Genomic DNA, 16,454 nt, shown 5'->3' with positions numbered 1-16,454 from the left:
TGACAACCATAAAGCACTGCTTCCCACACCATACACGGCATCGACATAGGTAAGCTGCAACTACCCAAATAGCTCGAGCTTGTGCGCCGGTTCGACATCGACCGGCGCCAGCGGCTGCAATTCCTCCCGCGTCAGAGCCTCCTCCGTCCTCGTCGGGACCCTGTGTCGCATGGGCGGAAAAGCCGTCGTCGAATGTTCAGCCTAATTCCTCCACGGTTCGAGCCTCAATGGAGCCAGTTCGCCGGCACGGTCACCAATGCCGGGAACAGAACCAGCAGCACAATGAGGATCATCTGGACCACGAGGTAGGGCATGGCCCCCTTTGTAGCCGCCTCCATTGAAACTCCGCTGATTCCGCACACCGTGTTGAGGACCGTTCCAACAGGAGGCGTGATCAGGCCGACCGCGTTGACCATCATGAAGATGACCCCGAAATAGACCGGGTCGATCCCGGCCGCATTGACGATCGGAATGAGGATTGGCACCAGAATGGTGATGCAGGGTGCGAAATCGAGCGCCGTGCCGACAACAAAGACGGCTATGACGATCATGCCCATCAGCAGGATCGGCGAGTCGATGAATGGATCGAGGATACTGACAAGCTGGGCGGGCATATTGGAAATCGTCAGCATGAAACCGGAGATCATAGAGGCTGCCACCAAAAGCATGATCACTGCCGTCAGGCGCCCTGCCGCGAGCAGCGCGTCGTAGAGCAGCCGCGGTGTCAGCTCCCGATAAACAAACAGCCCCACGAACAGTGCATAGAAGGCGGCAACGACGCCGGCCTCCGTGGGAGTGAAGACACCGAACCGCAGTCCGGCCAGGATGATCACCGGCATCATCAACGCCCACCCGGCGGTCATGATGGTTTTCGGGATATCGCTGCGCGGCAGTTTGAGCCGGACCGTGGCCGTTTCCTTTTTGGAGAGGAACCACCAGGCGACCATGAGGCTCAGCCCCATCATGAGGCCCGGCACGATTCCGGCGAAGAACAGGCCGATGATGGAAATGTTTGCGGTGACGCCCAGGATGATGAACCCGACAGAGGGCGGAATCACAGGGGCGATGATGCCCGTCGCCGCCATCAAGCCCGAGGCTCGACCCATGTGGTAGCCCGCATCCCGCATCAGAGGGACCAGCATGACCGCGAGCGTCGCCGTATCCGCGATTGCGGAGCCGGAGACGCTGGCGAGCACCAGACCCGTGCCGATGACCACGTAACCGAGGCCACCACGTATGTGACCGACGAGCGCCAAGGCCACGTTCACGATGCGGCGCGAGAGTCCGCCTGCGTTCATGAGCTCGCCCGCAATAAGAAAGAACGGGATCGCCATCAGCGGATAGCTGTCGGCGCCATTGACCAGTCGTTGCGCCAGAATCTGCGCATCCAGATTTCCCATCAGCAGCATCATCGCGACCCCCGACAGCATCAGGGCGAAGGCAATGGGAACCCCGATGCCCATCGCACCAAGGAGGGAACCGATAAATACCAAACCGCTCACGGTGTTTTCTCCGAAATAAGCGCAGGGGGCACGACCGGTAGCGGCTCAACATGCTCCACTCCCGACCAGGGGGCGGGCAGGATGCCGCGCAGCGAGCGCCACAGATCAAGAAGGAGAACCAGAGCCATAAGGATGGCAGCGGCGAACCCCGCGGCGTAGATGGCGCCGACGGGAATTCCCGACAGTGCCTGGACGTTGCCCCACTCGATCAGGGTGAGCGACCAGCTGCCCTCAGCCAGGAGCCAACAGCACCAAAGCATCAGGCCGTATGAAACAAGAAAGCAGACGAAGCGCGCCTTTGGAGGCAACCGGATGACCACCGACTCGACGCCGAGATGCGCACCCTTGGCCAGGGCCACCACGGATCCCATGAAGATGACCCAGACGAGGACCACACGGGAGACTTCAACGGCAAACGGAATGCCTGAGCTGAAGCCGTACCGCAGCACGACATTTGCAAAGATTAGGAGGCTGATAACGGCCATGCCGACGACGACGAAGACGTCGAAAGCCTTGAAAAGCCACTTTAACAGGGTGGGCATAACTGCTCCCAAAAGGGTTGCGCACGCATGCAACGACCTTCGCCGCGCTCTGACGAGGATCCGGAGATTGCGAGCAGGGTGCTTCCAGCATGCTGGTCAGGTATCAACACCCAATCGTGATGAATGCCTGACTTGCTCATTCAGTCGAACAGCGAACAAGGGATAACGATCCCTCCAACCAGTATGATAGGAGGGTCTCAAGCGATGCTTCCGGTGTCAGATACCTTCCACTACGGCCAGATGCGCTTTGGCATGCTTCTCACGTGCCTTTATCGCCGTCTGATACTCGGGAGAGTTGTAGCAGGCGAGAGCGGTCTCGTAATCTTTGAATTCGATTACTGCCAGGCGGTTCGCGTGAGGGCCTTCCATAACCTGGCTAGTTCCCGCGCGAACAACAAAGGCCGCCCCGTATTTGTCGAACGCTGCCTTGTTCAAGGCAATGTATTCTTTGTAGCCCTCCTGGTCTGCAATATCGACCATTGCAACCCAGTACCCTTTTTTAGTCATTTGATTTCTCTCCCTACAGAAACTCCCGCGCCCACTTGCGGAAGACACAGACGGCCCGATGCGTTTACATTCGGCACACATGAGTTTGCCGTTGATCCTCCTCGATCATACGGCTAGAACCGAAAGCACTACGCTGACTACAATATGGACAGCTTGTCCATAGACCTGTAGTAGCAGGATGTTCCGTTGTCAAGCTCGCAAGGAGATGCGCCATGAGCCTGAGTGACCTCCAGGACGAACCCGATGAAAAAGCTCCTACTCACGTGCAGGGAGCGGCCTCGTTCTCGAAGTTCGTCGCGGTGCTGCAGATCATCGCGGATGCCCCCGGAACACTGGACATCGCCCAACTGACAAAGCGCGCGCCATTCCCCCGCGGTACGGTCTACCGCCTCGTTTCGGCGCTCATCGCGGAGGGACTCGTCACGCACTCAGTAGAGGCCGGAACGTTTCGCCTGGGGCCACGCCTCCTCCAGCTCGCTGCCAAGACCTGGGAGGACTCCGACTTGCGGACGATCGCAAGGGACTTTCTGGAATCACTTCGCGACGCAACGGACGAGGCCGTGCACCTGGCGGTGCCCAGCCACAACCGGATGGTCTACATCGACAAGCTGGTAGGCTCCAACAGGGTGCAGATGAAGACCAGTATTGGGGGCCAGGTTGAACTTCACTCCACGTCCGTGGGCAAGGCGTGGCTGTCTGGCCTGCCGGACCAGCGGCTGCTGGAGGTCCTCAAGACCCTGGATTTGAGGCGCCATACCGCCAAGACGTTCACGACAACCGAAGCGCTGTTCGAGGAACTGAAGCGGACACGCGAGCAAGGGTTTGCGTTCGATGACGAGGAGAACGAGCCGGACATCCGCTGTGTCGGTAGCCCGATCTTCAATCGGTTGCGGGAACCGGTTGGAGCGGTAAGCATCAGCATGCCCGTGTATCGGCACGACGCGCGGCGCCACGAGCTCTGCGCAAGGCTGGTGCGCCAAACGGCGAAACAGATCAGCGCCGAATTGTCCAGGATGGTGTAGCGCCGGGCGCCACCGCTCGCGGTCGCGCTACGCGCCGACACTTGTCGATAGCGGCTACTGAACATATCGATCTGGAGAGACAGAGATGGGATTGCGTCACTACGCCGGGACATTGGTTGTCGCTGGCATGCTTATTGTCGTTTCGGCTGCGCACGCAGAAGAAGAACGTCGAGAGCTTGGTCCACATGTCCATGGACACGGGACATTGGCAATCGTCGTCGAGGCCAACGATGTTCAGATGGAGTTCGCCGCTCCTGGCATGGATATTGTCGGGTTCGAGCACGAAGCCGAAACCGCCAGGCAGAAGAAAACTGTGGAGGCCGCGCTCGCGGACCTCAAGGAGCCGTTGAAGCTGTTCGTGTTGCCTGAGGCCACAGGTTGCACCGTCACCTCTGTCGACGTCAAACTGATCGCGGGAGAGCACGAGCACCTTCAGGCTGCGCAGAATGCAGACAAGACCGCGGAAACCGACGAACACGAGGGGGGTCACTCAGAGTTCCGAGCAACTTATGCTCTCGCCTGCACAGATGCATCCCTGCTCAGGTTCATCCACTTTGCCTTTTTCGAACGCTTTCGCGACGCCGAAGAACTCGGGATAACAATCATCGATGCCAACGGGGAGACCACCGCCGAGGTGTCCCGTCAGGCACCCTCTCTTGAAAACTGAGAAGAACGCTGAAGCAGCGTCAGACGCCGTGCGCTTGCGCGGCGTCGAATACGAGTGGAACGCGCGCGACGCCTTTGGCCTATCAATCGACAAATTCGATGTGCCTCGCGGCGAGCGTCTCCTGCTGCTTGGCCCTTCCGGCAGCGGAAAGTCGACGCTCCTCGGTCTGTTGACCGGCATCGCGCTGGCGCAGGCCGGGAGCCTGGAAATCCTGGGTCTACGGCTCGACAAGTTGAGCGGCAGCGGACGCGACCGGTTTCGGGCGGAACATTTCGGCATCATCTTCCAGATGTTCAATCTCCTTCCCTACGGCACCGTCATCGACAACGTGCTGCTGCCGCTCAGTTTCGCACCGGAACGTCGCGCCCGCACAACGGCTGCGGGCGGCGCGGCGAGCGAAGCCCGGCGCCTCCTGTCGGCTCTGGGGCTTCCGGCGGAGATCGGCCAGCAAACGGCAGCCACCTTGAGCGTTGGTCAGCAGCAACGCGTCGCGACGGCGCGGGCGCTCATCGGCTCACCCGAGATTATCGTCGCCGACGAGCCGACATCGGCTCTCGACGAGGACCGGCAGCAGGATTTTCTCGACCTGCTGCTCAATCAGGTCGACGCCACGAAGGCGACCCTGATCATGGTCAGCCACGATCGGCGCCTGGCGCGACATTTCACCAGAGTGGTCCAACTCACCGACATCCTCGCAACGTCGAAATGCGAAAGCGACGGGAGATGATCGTCGCGCGCCTGGCCCTGCAATCACTGCGCAACCGCTGGATCACGGTGTTGCTGACGATCCTTGCGATCTCCGTCAGCGTCATGCTCCTGCTCGGCGTCGAAAAGGTGCGCAGCGGGGCGCGAGAGAGCTTTGCAGGGACGGTGTCGGGCGCGGACCTGGTCATCGGTGCCAGGTCGGGCGGAATGCAACTCCTTCTCTACTCGGTGTTCCGCATTGGCAACGCCACCAACAACGTCACGTGGCGCAGCTATAAAGACAATGTTTCGCGCCCGGAGGTAGCCTGGGCAATTCCGCTTTCCCTTGGCGACAGCCATCGCGACTTTCGTGTCATCGGGACCACGCCGGATTATTTCGAGCACTTCCGGTATCGCGGCGGCCGGACCCTAACGTTTGCTGTGGGCACCCCCTTCAATGACCTGTTCGATGTCGTCCTCGGCTCGGAGGTTGCGACCCGGCTTGGCTATGATATCGGCGACAAGATCACCGTGGCGCACGGCATGGGCTCCCTCGGGTCGCAGCACGACGATCTCCCGTTTCGCGTCTCCGGTATTCTGGCGCGGACCGGCACGCCTGTGGACAAATCGCTCCATGTCAGTCTCAAGGCCATCGAGGCCATTCATGTCGACTGGCGATCCGGTTCACGGATCCCGGGACAGGTTACGCCTGCCGACCGTCTGCGACAGATGACGCTTTCTCCGAAGGCGATAACCGCGGCCATCATCGGTTTGAAGTCGCGCCTGCAGGTCATCGGGTTCCAGCGATCTGTGAACGAGTACAGGGCCGAGCCTCTTTCGGCTGTGCTGCCGGGTGTCGCCTTGCAGGAGATGTGGGGACTGGTCGCCACCGCCGAGACCGCATTGTTTGGCGTCTCCGCGATGGTCGTGGTGACTTCGATGCTCGGTCTGTCGGCGATGATCCTGTCGACGCTTAACGAACGACGCCGTGAGATCGCGATACTGCGGTCGCTGGGGGCGGGACCCCGCACGGTTGCAGGTCTTCTTGTCGGAGAGGCGACACTCCTGACCGTGGCGGGAATCGCGATCGGTACGGCCGCGCTCTATGCGGTCCTGATGGCAGCCCGCCCGCTTGTTGACAGACAGTTCGGCATCGACATCGGCATCCAGCCTCCATCCACGACCGATGCCCTGTTGCTGTTTGCAATATTGATCGGTGGAATGGCCGCCGGTTTCCTGCCTGCCTATCGCGCTTACAGGATGTCGCTTGCAGACGGCATGATGGTGAGAACATGATGACTTCCAGATTCATCTTCGGCAACGCGAGATCGATGCTCCGTGGCATAGCTCTCATTCTGGCTGTCCTGGGCCTTGGCTGCGGTGCGGCATTCAGTGAAGGCGCCACCCGGCTGAAATGGGAGATGCTGATCCCGCCGGCAGGGCCGCTGGCATTTTCACCGAATGAACTCCCTCTCGAGCAGCAGGAGGCGTTGAGGAGTGTCCTGTACTGGAAAGGTCATCCGTCGGGCGAGATCAGCGAAGAGTTTGCCCTTCAGCGCGAGCAAGCCAAGAAAAGGGTCGACGCCGACCGGGAGAAACTCGCAAAGCAGGGCGTCGATCTTGATCAGCTCTACGAACAATACGCAGCGTGGGCTGGAGAGACCGAGAGGCGTGGAACGCTTACCGAGACGAAGTATGACGGCCAGCGGGTCGCCATTGCCGGCTATCTGCTGCCGCTGGATTTCGACCCGGCCGGCACGACCGAGTTCCTGCTTGTCCCCTATTTCGGTGCATGCATCCATGAGCCGCCACCGCCGCCGAACCAGGTGATATACTTGAAATCCTCCACTCCATTCGCGGCCACGAGTCTGTTCGAAGGCGTCATGATAATCGGCACGATGCGCGTGCAGTCTGAAAAGAAAGACCTCGCCTTCGTAGATGGTTCAAGCGAGGTTGCCTCGGGCTATCTTTTGGAGGGCGAAAGCATCGAGCCCTATCAAGGCGATGAAGGCGGGTAATAGTGGCCAAGTCCTGAGCGGAGATTCCAACTGCCAGTCGCAGGTCAGAGGCAAGTGCGTCCGTGGATGGGTGCGCTCAGCGAAACCCGGTGACCCTGAGCACCTCCGCCGGCGAGGTGAGACCTTGCCCTGCCTTCTTGGCACCGTCATGCGCCATCGTGCTCATACCTCGCTCCAGCGCGAGCGCTTCGATCCTGGAGTGGTCTGCCCCCTGTGAAGCGAGTTCCGTGATCGCCTCGTCGAGGACAAGGATCTCGAACACCGCGATGCGGCCTCGATACCCTGTGCCGTTGCAACGGCCGCAACCCACCGCGTTGAACACTTTCTGGCCTGGCGAGAACCCGACGGCCTCGTAGCGCGTGTCGGAGGAGAAAGTCTCGGTCGAAAGAATTCCTGCCTGCTTGCAGTGATCGCACAGCCGCCGCAACAGGCGCTGGGAGATGATGCCGCGCACGGCGCCGACCAGCAGATAGGTCTCGACACCCAGGTCGCGCATACGCGTGAAGGCCGCTGCCGCGGTGTTCGCGTGGACGGTGGTGAGTACGAGGTGTCCGGTGAGCGCTGCCTGGACGGCGGCCCGCGCCGTCTCACCATCGCGTATCTCGCCGACCAGGATCACGTCGGGATCCTGACGCACGAACGTTCGGATCGCGGACGAGAAGGTGATGCCGATCGCCGAGTTGATTTGCGACTGCACGATGCCGGGGATCTGGTACTCGACGGGATCCTCGATGGTCACGATCTTGCGGCTCGGATCGTTGAGCTTTGAAAGCGCGGCGGCGAGCGTCGTCGTTTTGCCGCTGCCGGTCGGGCCGGCGACGGCGATCATTCCATGGGTGTGCTCAAGTAGACGGTTCAGCGTCTGCCGTTCTTGCTCGTCCAGGCCCACGCCCGCGAAATCCAGCAGGACGCTGTCGCGGTGCAGGATGCGCATGACGACGGTCTCGCCATGGATGGATGAGAGGGTGGCGACGCGCAGTTCGACTTCGCGGTCGCCGATGGGAAGGCGCATCGCACCATCCTGAGGCTTGCGGCGCTCGGTGATGTCGAGGCCGGCGAGAACCTTGATGCGCGAGACGATCGCATCGCCCATTTCATGCGGCGGCGAAGGCATGATCCGCAAGACGCCGTCGATGCGGAAACGCATCACGAGCCGTCCGCGCATCGGTTCGAGGTGGATGTCGGTTGCCCTCAGGTCGAGCGCACGCCTGAAGATATCATCGACGGCAACCACGACCGGCGCTCCGCTCGCGAGATCCCGGAGGCTTGTGATAGCCGCTTCGGAGGTTGCTCCTTGGCCCGTGACCTGAGCAACATCCTGGTTACCTGAAATGCGCTCCAGACAGGATTCAAGATCGGGTGCGGGAACCACACAGACTTCGGCGTCGACGTCGAGGACGGATCGCAGCGCCTCTATCGGGTCTGCGTCTCCGGGGTGGAGGACGCCGATGACGGCACGTCCGTCCGGCGCCGTGAGCGGCGCGATCCAGTTCTCGACGAGAAATCGGCTCGAGAGGTTCTGCGCGACGGGCGTGTAGTCTGCGAGCTGCTGCCGGTCGAGAAGCCGCACGCCATAATAGGACGACAGGAAGCTTGCGAGGGCGTCGGCATCGACGATCTGCGCTTCGATCAGCCGATGTAGGTCGGAGGCTCGCGAGGCCGTGCTCTCACCGAAAAGGCCCCGCGTAGCGTCGCGGCTCGCCAGTCCGGCATCGGCCATGGACGACAAGAGTGGGTGCAAGTCTGTAAGCTTTGGGTTCATTGAACGTACCTGTCGCACTTGACCCTTGAGCACAACGGACTCCGGCTTGCGCAAGCCGAATCCGGCTGTCGGCGTTGTCCGCAGAGCGGTCTGCCTAAGGTACAATTCCGGATCCGGCGGTTCCCCGGAAAGCTGCGCCAGACCAGAAGGCGGTGCGGTATAGGTGTCAAGGGCCCGTGCCCTTCTACTCCCACCAGATGGTAAACCGGGTGCCACACGAGGTAGCGATTGAGAATCTTTCGCTACACCCACCTATCGCCGCCAATGTCGCGCAACCCCCGCTCGACCACGGCAAGCGTAACGCCCGCCAGCAGCTGGTGGGAAATCGTCATGACCATGCGGCTGTGACGATCGCAGCCGAGGGCCGCTTCGGCCGAGGAAGGGTATCTTAGCCGCAAAGACAGACTGCGCCGCGTTGGAATGAACAGGCTTGGAGTGGCTGGAGCCCTTCCCGCTTCATCGCCTTGCTGGGCGTATCAATCTCAGTGATCCATCGCCTTGACGATTTCCTCGGTCATCTTCTTGGCGTCGCCAAGCAGCATCATGGTGCCGTCCTTGTAGAACAGCGTGTTGTCGATGCCGGCATAACCCGAGCCGAGCGAACGCTTGACGAACAGGCAGGTGCGCGCCTTGTCGACGTCGAGGATCGGCATGCCGTAGATCGGCGACGACTTGTCGTCGCGCGCCGACGGGTTGGTCACGTCGTTGGCGCCGATGACATAGGCGACGTCGGCCTGCGCGAACTCGGAGTTGATGTCCTCCAGCTCGAACACCTCGTCATAGGGCACGTTGGCTTCGGCCAGCAGCACGTTCATGTGGCCGGGCATGCGGCCGGCGACCGGGTGGATGGCGTATTTCACCTCGACGCCATGCGCCTTCAGCTTGTCGGCCATCTCGCGCAGCGCGTGCTGCGCCTGCGCCACCGCCATGCCGTAGCCCGGCACGATGATGACTTTTTGGGCGTTCATCATCAGGAAGGCGGCATCGTCGGCCGAGCCCTGCTTGACCGTGCGCTCGATGCCGTCGTCGCTGGCTGCAGCCGTCTCGCCGCCGAAACCGCCCAGGATGACCGAGATGAAGCTCCGGTTCATGCCCTTGCACATGATGTAGGACAGAATCGCGCCCGACGAGCCGACCAGCGCGCCGGTGATGATCAGCGCCAGGTTGCCCAGCGTGAAGCCCAGCGCCGCGGCGGCCCAGCCGGAATAGGAGTTGAGCATCGACACCACGACCGGCATGTCGGCGCCGCCGATCGGGATGATGAGAAGGACACCGAGGGCGAGAGATGCCGCCACGATCAGCCAGAAGATCGTCGTGCTCTCGGTGGTCACCAGCATGACGATCAGCACGACCAGCGCGATGCCGAGAGCCGCGTTGATGACATGGCGCATCGGCAGCATGATCGGCTTGCCCGACATGCGGCCGTCGAGCTTCAGGAAGGCGATGACCGAACCGGTGAAGGTGATCGCGCCGATGGCGACGCCCAAGCTCATCTCGACCAGCGCCTGCGAATGGATGTCGCCGGCGGTGCCGATGCCGAAGCTTTCCGGCGCGTAGATCGCAGCAGCAGCCACCATGACGGCTGCGAGGCCGACCAGGCTGTGGAAGGCGGCGACAAGCTGCGGCATCGCGGTCATGGCGATGCGCCGCGCCGTATAGGCGCCGACGCCGCCGCCGATGGCGAGGCCAACGGCGATCAGCAAGGACTTTCCGGTCGTCAGCGTCTCCATCGTCAGCGCAAGCGTCGTGACGATGGCGATCGCCATGCCGATCATGCCGTAGAAATTGCCCTGCCGGCTGGTGGTCGGGTGCGACAGGCCGCGCAGCGCCAGGATGAACAGGATGCCGGAGACGAGATAGAGGAAGGACGCGAGGTTGGCGTTCATGACGTTGCGCTCACTTCTCTTTCTTCTTGTACATCGCCAGCATGCGCTGGGTGACCAGGAAGCCGCCAAAAATGTTGACCGAGGCAAGCACCAGCGCGACGAAGCCGAAACCAGTGGCCGCGCCCGAGGCCGAGATGCCGACCGCCAGCAGCGCGCCGACGACGATAACCGAGGAGATCGCGTTGGTGACGGCCATCAGCGGTGTATGCAGCGCCGGGGTCACCGACCAGACCACGTAGTAGCCGACGAAGATCGCCAGCACGAAGATGGCGAAGCGGAAGACGAACGGGTCGATCGCCCCGCCAGACAGCGCGTGCGCCGCGTCGCCCGCCGCATCGGCGGCGGCCGGCGCGTTGGCCAGGTCCTGCACCGCGAGCTTGACCGTCTCTGTCGCCTTGTCGAGCTGGTCGAGAGCCTGCTGAAGCGCCGACTGTTCCATCATGCCTCTCCCACGGTCTTCTTGGCCGTCTTCCTTCGCACCGCCGGCTTGGCGGGCTCAGGCGGCTCGACGTGTTTGTACGGGCCGTCAGTGGATGCTGCGCCCGCACCCTTCTTCCTGACCACCTTCGGCTTGGCGGGTTCGAGCGGCTCGACATGGCGTGCCGGGCCTTCGCTAGCCGAAGCCACCAGGACCGTCGCCGGGATCGCCGCCGGTTCGACATGCGGCTGTTCCGCCGCCTTGGCGAAGTTCGGATGCACGACCTTTCCGCCGTCGGTCAGCATGGTCGCCTTAACCAGTTCGTCGTCGCGCTTGATGGCGATCTGCTTCGCCGCCTTGTCGACCATCGTCTCCAGGAATGCGAACAGGTTCTTGGCGTAGAGCAGCGAGGCCGACGCCGCGACGCGGCCGGGCACATTCAAATGGCCGACGATCTTGACGCCGTTGTCGGTGGTGACGACCTTGCCGGCCACCGCGCCCTCGACATTGCCGCCGCGCTCGACCGCCAGATCGACGATCACCGACCCCGCCTTCATCGAGGCGACCATCGCTGCCGACACCAGTTTTGGCGCCGGCCGGCCGGGGATCAGCGCCGTGGTGATGACGATGTCCTGCTTGGCAATGTGGTCGGCCGTCAGCGCCGCCTGCTTGGCCTGGTATTCCCTGGACATCTCCTTGGCGTAGCCGCCCGCCGTCTCGGCCGCCTTGAACTCCTCGTCCTCGACCGCCAGGAACTTTGCGCCGAGCGAGGCGACCTGTTCCTTGACCGCCGGACGAACGTCGGTCGCCGTGACGATCGCCCCCAGCCGCCGCGCCGTGGCGATCGCCTGCAGGCCGGCGACGCCGACGCCCATGATGAACACTTTCGCCGCCGGCACCGTGCCGGCCGCCGTCATCATCATCGGCAGCGCCCGGTCGTATTCGGCGGCTCCGTCGATCACCGCCTGGTAGCCCGCAAGGTTCGCCTGCGAGGACAGAACGTCCATCACCTGCGCACGGGTGATGCGCGGCATCAGTTCCATCGCAAATCCGGTCACGCCCGCCCGCGCCATGTCGGCAAGGGCTGCGTCGTTGCCATAGGGATCCATGATCGCCAGCACCGCGGCGCCGGGCTTGTAGCCCTTGAGCTCGGCGTCGGTCGGCCGGCGCACCTTCAGCACGACATCGGCCCGTCCGGCATCGGAGGCCTTGCCGATCACCGCGCCCGCCGCCGCGAAATCCGCATCGATGATGCGCGACGACAGGCCGGCGCCCGCCTCCACCACAACCTCGAACCCAAGCCCGACGAGACGCTTCACCGTATCGGGCGACGCCGCGACCCGGGGTTCGCCCGAGCCGCCCTCGGCGGGAATGAAGATGATCTGTTTCACGCTTGGCTACTCCTCCCCCGGCACGCGGTGCATCTGCGCGCCTGCCGTATCGTTCAGATCTTTCCTACAATCCACAAAATGGGCAACTTGTCCACATATTTGACTGAGGGTACTTGTCCGACAATTGCCGATGCCATATCGATGGCCAAACCGCGGTTTTGGGAGGTGTAAATGTCCAAGATCAATGGCGCGAAGCGGCTGCGCTCGCGCGAGTGGTTCGACAATCCGGACAATCCCGGCATGACGGCGCTCTACCTCGAACGCTATCTGAACTATGGGCTGACCCGCGAAGAACTGCAGTCCGGAAAGCCGCTGATCGGCATCGCCCAGACGGGCTCGGACCTGTCACCGTGCAACCGGCATCATATCGAGCTCGCCAAGCGCGTGCGCGACGGCATTGTGGCCGCTGGCGGCGTACCGCTGGAATTCCCGGTCCACCCGATCCAAGAGACAGGCAAGCGGCCCACCGCCGCGCTCGACCGCAACCTCGCCTATCTCGCTCTCGTCGAGTTGCTTTATGGCTACCCGCTGGATGGCGTCGTGCTGACCATCGGCTGCGACAAGACCACACCGGCGCTGCTGATGGCCGCGGCCACCGTCAACATTCCAGCCATAGCGCTGTCCGTCGGCCCGATGCTGAACGGCTGGCACAAGGGTGAACGCACCGGCTCCGGCACGGTCGTGTGGAACTCACGCGAAAGGTTGGCGGCAGGAGAGATCGACTACGACCAGTTCATGGACATCGTCGCCTCATCGGCGCCGTCCGTCGGCTACTGCAACACGATGGGCACGGCGACGACGATGAACTCGCTGGCCGAGGCGCTCGGCATGCAGTTGCCGGGCTCCGCCGCCATTCCAGCACCCTATCGCGAGCGCGGCCAGATCGCCTACCAAACCGGCAAGCGCATCGTCGACATGGTGCGCGAGGACTTGAAACCCTCCGACATCATGACGCGGGAAACCTTCGAGAACGCCATCGTCGTCAATTCTGCCATCGGCGGCTCGACCAATGCGCCGATCCACCTCAACGCCATCGCGCGGCATCTCGGCGTGTCGCTGACCGTCGATGACTGGCAGAAGGTCGGTCACCACGTTCCGCTGATCGTAAATCTACAGCCGGCCGGTGAATATCTCGGCGAGGACTATCATCATGCGGGCGGTGTGCCGGCCGTGGTGGCAGAGCTGATGAAGGCTGGCTTGCTGCCGCACCCTGGAGCCATGACCGCCAACGGCCGCACGATCGGCGACAATTGCGCCGCGGCGGAGAATCTCGACGGCAAGGTCATCCGTACCGTGGCCAATCCGCTCAGGAAGGATGCCGGCTTCATCAACCTGAAAGGCAATCTGTTCGATTCCGCAATCATGAAGACGTCGGTCATCTCGCCGGAATTTCGCGACCGCTATCTGTCAAATCCGCGAGACCCCGATGCCTTCGAGGGCGTCGCCGTCGTCTTCGACGGTCCAGAAGACTACCACCGTCGCATTGAGGATCCATCACTCGGCCTGAACGAGAATACCATCCTGTTCATGCGCGGAGCAGGCCCAGTCGGTTATCCGGGCGGCGCCGAAGTCGTGAACATGCAGCCGCCGGCCTACCTGCTGAAGGCGGGCATCCACTCGCTGCCCTGCATCGGCGATGGCCGCCAGTCCGGCACTTCCGGCTCTCCATCGATCCTCAACGCCTCGCCCGAGGCGGCCGTCGGCGGTGGCCTTGCGCTGCTGCGTACGGGTGACCGGGTACGCATCGACCTGCGCAAGGGGACCGCCGACATCCTCGTGTCTGACGACGAGATCAAGCGCCGTCGCGTCGACCTGCAAAACGAGGGCGGCTATGCATATCCGAAGCATCAGACACCCTGGCAGGAGATCCAGCGGTCAATGGTTGACCAGTTGTCCGAGGGAATGGTTCTGAAGACGGCGGTGAAGTACCAGAACATCGCCGTCACCAGCGGCGTGCCGCGCGACAATCATTAGGACAGTTCCTACTTGGGGCCGAATTGCTCGACAGGCAGGAAATATTGGCGCCGCCATCCTCTGCAAGTGCCGTGCAGACAGCGCCCCGCACTAACGTTCATGCCGGGTAATCGCCATCGAAATACAACCCCGTGTCACGGCCTCGTCGGCCTTGCCGGGCATTCGCCTCGAGAAGCTGATGTCTGTCGAAATCGAATCGAAGCCGAGGTCAATTGCCGACAGCTTCTGCAACTCCGCCGCCAGGTTGGTCGTCCCAGTCTGCGTTCAAGATCGGTGCCCGATGGGCGAAGAACTGTGATTGATCTGGAATACGGGCCTGAAGATGCGCTATGATTTGTTTTCACACGGCAACGGAACTCTGGATCCTGTGCCGGCTTTCAGCTCCAAGGTTTGACCGGAATGGCTTCTCCTTTCGCCGCGGCGATCCGCGGCATGGATGACTGGATCGCGGGACCGGCCTCCCTGCTGGATGAACTCGCGCGCGTCAAATCCAGCAGCCGCGTGGTCGCGCGGGTCGCGGACGACGGGAGCGCGCTTGAAATCGCGCCGGCGACCAGCCGAAAGCCGGCAGCACCCCTGTTGATACCGATTTCTCCAGAAGAGCAGACGCCGGCCGCATTGCGTACCGCGGTGAATGGAAAGGTGGTCCATCTCGACATCCCGGCAAGCTGGGTGATCGCGCGCCGGATCGAACTGCCGATTGAGGCTGCCAGCCACGTCGAGGGCATCGTTACGTCGCGGATGGGCGCGCTTTCGCCATTGCCTGCTTCCGATATCCATTTCGGCCACAGCGTCCTCGGGATCAGCCGTGAGACGCGGCAGATCACCGTCGCCGTCGCGATCGTTGCGAGGTCGCGTGTCGCTGCCGCCTTGGCCTGCCTGAATGCGGCCGAGGCCCGCCAGGTCGTGATCTCGGCGCCGTTTCCGGAAGGCGATGCCGTGAAAGTATTGACACAGCGGCAACGGGTCGCCGGCACGCGTGGCCGAATAAAGCTTGTCCTAGCCGGAGTTCTCGGCGCCAGCCTGGCCGCTGCCGTCACGGCTTTGGCAGCGCGGCCGATGATCCAGAACAGCTATGCCGAGCGCCGAGCCGCAGTCGAGATCCGGGCCGAGAAGGCGCGCCAGGCAATCGCGCTGGCGGCGACTCCGGACAAGGCTGAAACAGCGCCGGAGCAGGAGGCGCTGAACATAAAGGACGATGCAATCAGCGCGCTGGGAGCGTTGGACGATCTGGCGGCGGCTTTGCCGACTCATTCCTACGCCAGCGAGGTCTCCTTCGCCGATGGCCGCATGCGCCTCTCTGGCCGAACAATGGATGTGCCCGAAGTCCTGACCGCGCTGGAATCGTCGGGCCGCTTCGAAGACAGCAAGCTGGTCGGCTCGGCCCTGCGGAGCGAGGATGGCCTTACATCAGAGTTCGAGGTCGACACCCGCCCGCTCATCCGCACGGGGGGGGGGCTGCGATGAGGACGACGACACCCCTGTGGCGCGACACGCGGCTTCAGTCCCTGGCCGTCATGGCCCTGCTGGTCGTCGGAGCTCTCGTACTTGTCGGCGATACGCTGCTGTCCTGGCGCGCGGACGCCAGCGCGCTGGCGCTCTACGAGGAACGTACCACCTTGCTTGAAGGCAAGGCATCCGTTTCCCCGGCCCCCCAGGGCGAGAATCAGGCTCTGGATCCCGGCGAGGGGCAGATTCTTCTCGATGCGCAAACCAGCGGGCTCGTCTCGGCCGAGTTCCAGCGTCTGCTCTCCAGCCGCGTGGAACGCGTGGGGGCCGTCATCCGGCGCGTCGACGTTCCACCAGACGGTCAGCTCGCCAGCCTAGACGATCCTCAACTTCAGTCTTTGGAACGCATTCGTTTGACCGCCGATGTCGAGGTCATGGAGCAATCGCTGCCCGATCTCATGTATGCGATCGAGGCAGGGTCGCCGGTCATGGTCGTCGACAGCTTCAGACTTCGGTTGAACCGAAAGATCGATATGATGGGGGGAGAGCTGACTTCGAGTTCCATGGATCGGCCGCTGTCGCTGAGCGTCACGCTGTCGGCCTTCCGGGAGAAGGGACCGCGGTCATGAGGA

General features: G+C 62.6%; 15 protein-coding genes. 8 read left to right on the top strand and 7 right to left on the bottom strand.

Annotated features, from left to right (window positions below; all coding sequences use genetic code 11):
- Positions 1-224 precede the first annotated feature (224 nt).
- The 3 genes from ACSBOB_RS09530 to ACSBOB_RS09520 form a co-directional block, all read right to left on the bottom strand.
- A complete protein-coding gene (locus ACSBOB_RS09530; RefSeq protein ID WP_442582171.1) occupies positions 225-1,502 on the bottom strand; it encodes a TRAP transporter large permease in 1,278 nt (425 codons plus the stop codon).
- Complete coding sequence (locus ACSBOB_RS09525; protein ID WP_442582170.1) at positions 1,499-2,044, bottom strand: TRAP transporter small permease; 546 nt, start codon at positions 2,042-2,044, stop codon at positions 1,499-1,501. Before ACSBOB_RS09525 ends, ACSBOB_RS09530 begins: the two co-directional genes overlap by 4 nt.
- Positions 2,045-2,260: 216 nt before the next feature.
- Positions 2,261-2,551, bottom strand: coding sequence for a DUF1330 domain-containing protein (locus tag ACSBOB_RS09520; protein ID WP_442582169.1), 291 nt, complete (start codon positions 2,549-2,551; stop codon positions 2,261-2,263).
- Between the two features lie 212 nt (positions 2,552-2,763).
- On the opposite strand from ACSBOB_RS09520, the gene ACSBOB_RS09515 reads away from it, so the two are divergent.
- From ACSBOB_RS09515 to ACSBOB_RS09495, 5 genes are all read left to right on the top strand, one after another.
- The gene (locus ACSBOB_RS09515; protein WP_442582168.1) at positions 2,764-3,573 is read left to right on the top strand and encodes an IclR family transcriptional regulator; all 810 of its coding nucleotides are present in this window, start codon (positions 2,764-2,766) and stop codon (positions 3,571-3,573) included.
- Positions 3,574-3,778: 205 nt separating this feature from the next.
- Positions 3,779-4,240, top strand: coding sequence for a ZrgA family zinc uptake protein (locus tag ACSBOB_RS09510; protein ID WP_442582167.1), 462 nt, complete (start codon positions 3,779-3,781; stop codon positions 4,238-4,240).
- On the top strand, positions 4,182-4,967 hold the full coding sequence (locus ACSBOB_RS09505) for an ABC transporter ATP-binding protein (protein WP_442582166.1): 786 nt from the start codon (positions 4,182-4,184) through the stop codon (positions 4,965-4,967). The genes ACSBOB_RS09510 and ACSBOB_RS09505 overlap by 59 nt, the downstream gene beginning before the upstream one ends.
- A complete protein-coding gene (locus ACSBOB_RS09500) occupies positions 4,964-6,220 on the top strand; it encodes an ABC transporter permease (RefSeq protein ID WP_442582165.1) in 1,257 nt (418 codons plus the stop codon). Before ACSBOB_RS09505 ends, ACSBOB_RS09500 begins: the two co-directional genes overlap by 4 nt.
- Entirely contained in the window at positions 6,217-6,942 is a 726-nt protein-coding gene (locus ACSBOB_RS09495; RefSeq protein ID WP_442582164.1) for a DUF3299 domain-containing protein, read from the top strand. Before ACSBOB_RS09500 ends, ACSBOB_RS09495 begins: the two co-directional genes overlap by 4 nt.
- Before the next feature lie 76 nt (positions 6,943-7,018).
- Here ACSBOB_RS09495 and ACSBOB_RS09490 read toward each other — a convergent pair whose 3' ends face one another.
- The 4 genes from ACSBOB_RS09490 to ACSBOB_RS09475 all read right to left on the bottom strand — a co-directional run bounded on the left by ACSBOB_RS09490 (position 7,019) and on the right by ACSBOB_RS09475 (position 12,399).
- On the bottom strand, positions 7,019-8,512 hold the full coding sequence (locus ACSBOB_RS09490; protein ID WP_442582163.1) for a GspE/PulE family protein: 1,494 nt from the start codon (positions 8,510-8,512) through the stop codon (positions 7,019-7,021).
- Positions 8,513-9,186: 674 nt separating this feature from the next.
- The gene (locus ACSBOB_RS09485; protein ID WP_442581515.1) at positions 9,187-10,590 is read right to left on the bottom strand and encodes an NAD(P)(+) transhydrogenase (Re/Si-specific) subunit beta; all 1,404 of its coding nucleotides are present in this window, start codon (positions 10,588-10,590) and stop codon (positions 9,187-9,189) included.
- Between the two features lie 10 nt (positions 10,591-10,600).
- Positions 10,601-11,029: an NAD(P) transhydrogenase subunit alpha gene (locus tag ACSBOB_RS09480; RefSeq protein WP_442581514.1), complete on the bottom strand. Its 429-nt coding sequence runs from the start codon at positions 11,027-11,029 to the stop codon at positions 10,601-10,603.
- Positions 11,029-12,399 (bottom strand): Re/Si-specific NAD(P)(+) transhydrogenase subunit alpha, encoded by a 1,371-nt coding sequence (locus ACSBOB_RS09475; protein WP_442582162.1) that lies wholly within the window; start codon positions 12,397-12,399, stop codon positions 11,029-11,031. Before ACSBOB_RS09475 ends, ACSBOB_RS09480 begins: the two co-directional genes overlap by 1 nt.
- 171 nt (positions 12,400-12,570) lie before the next feature.
- Here ACSBOB_RS09475 and ACSBOB_RS09470 point away from each other — a divergent pair, with 171 nt between their 5' ends.
- The 3 genes from ACSBOB_RS09470 to gspM all read left to right on the top strand — a co-directional run bounded on the left by ACSBOB_RS09470 (position 12,571) and on the right by gspM (position 16,451).
- Positions 12,571-14,373 carry an IlvD/Edd family dehydratase gene (locus tag ACSBOB_RS09470; protein WP_442582161.1) on the top strand — a complete coding sequence of 601 codons (1,803 nt, stop codon included), beginning with the start codon at positions 12,571-12,573 and terminating at the stop codon, positions 14,371-14,373.
- 399 nt (positions 14,374-14,772) lie between these two features.
- Complete coding sequence (locus ACSBOB_RS09465; protein WP_442582160.1) at positions 14,773-15,840, top strand: PilN domain-containing protein; 1,068 nt, start codon at positions 14,773-14,775, stop codon at positions 15,838-15,840.
- Entirely contained in the window at positions 15,837-16,451 is a 615-nt protein-coding gene (gene gspM / locus ACSBOB_RS09460) for a type II secretion system protein GspM (RefSeq protein WP_442582159.1), read from the top strand. Before ACSBOB_RS09465 ends, gspM begins: the two co-directional genes overlap by 4 nt.
- Positions 16,452-16,454 lie beyond the last annotated feature (3 nt).

This window comes from Mesorhizobium sp. KACC 23794 (assembly GCF_052180275.1).
Classification (GTDB): domain Bacteria; phylum Pseudomonadota; class Alphaproteobacteria; order Rhizobiales; family Rhizobiaceae; genus Kumtagia.
The sequence above is the reverse complement of the archived record's forward strand: the minus strand, read 5'-3'. Positions and strand labels throughout refer to the sequence as shown.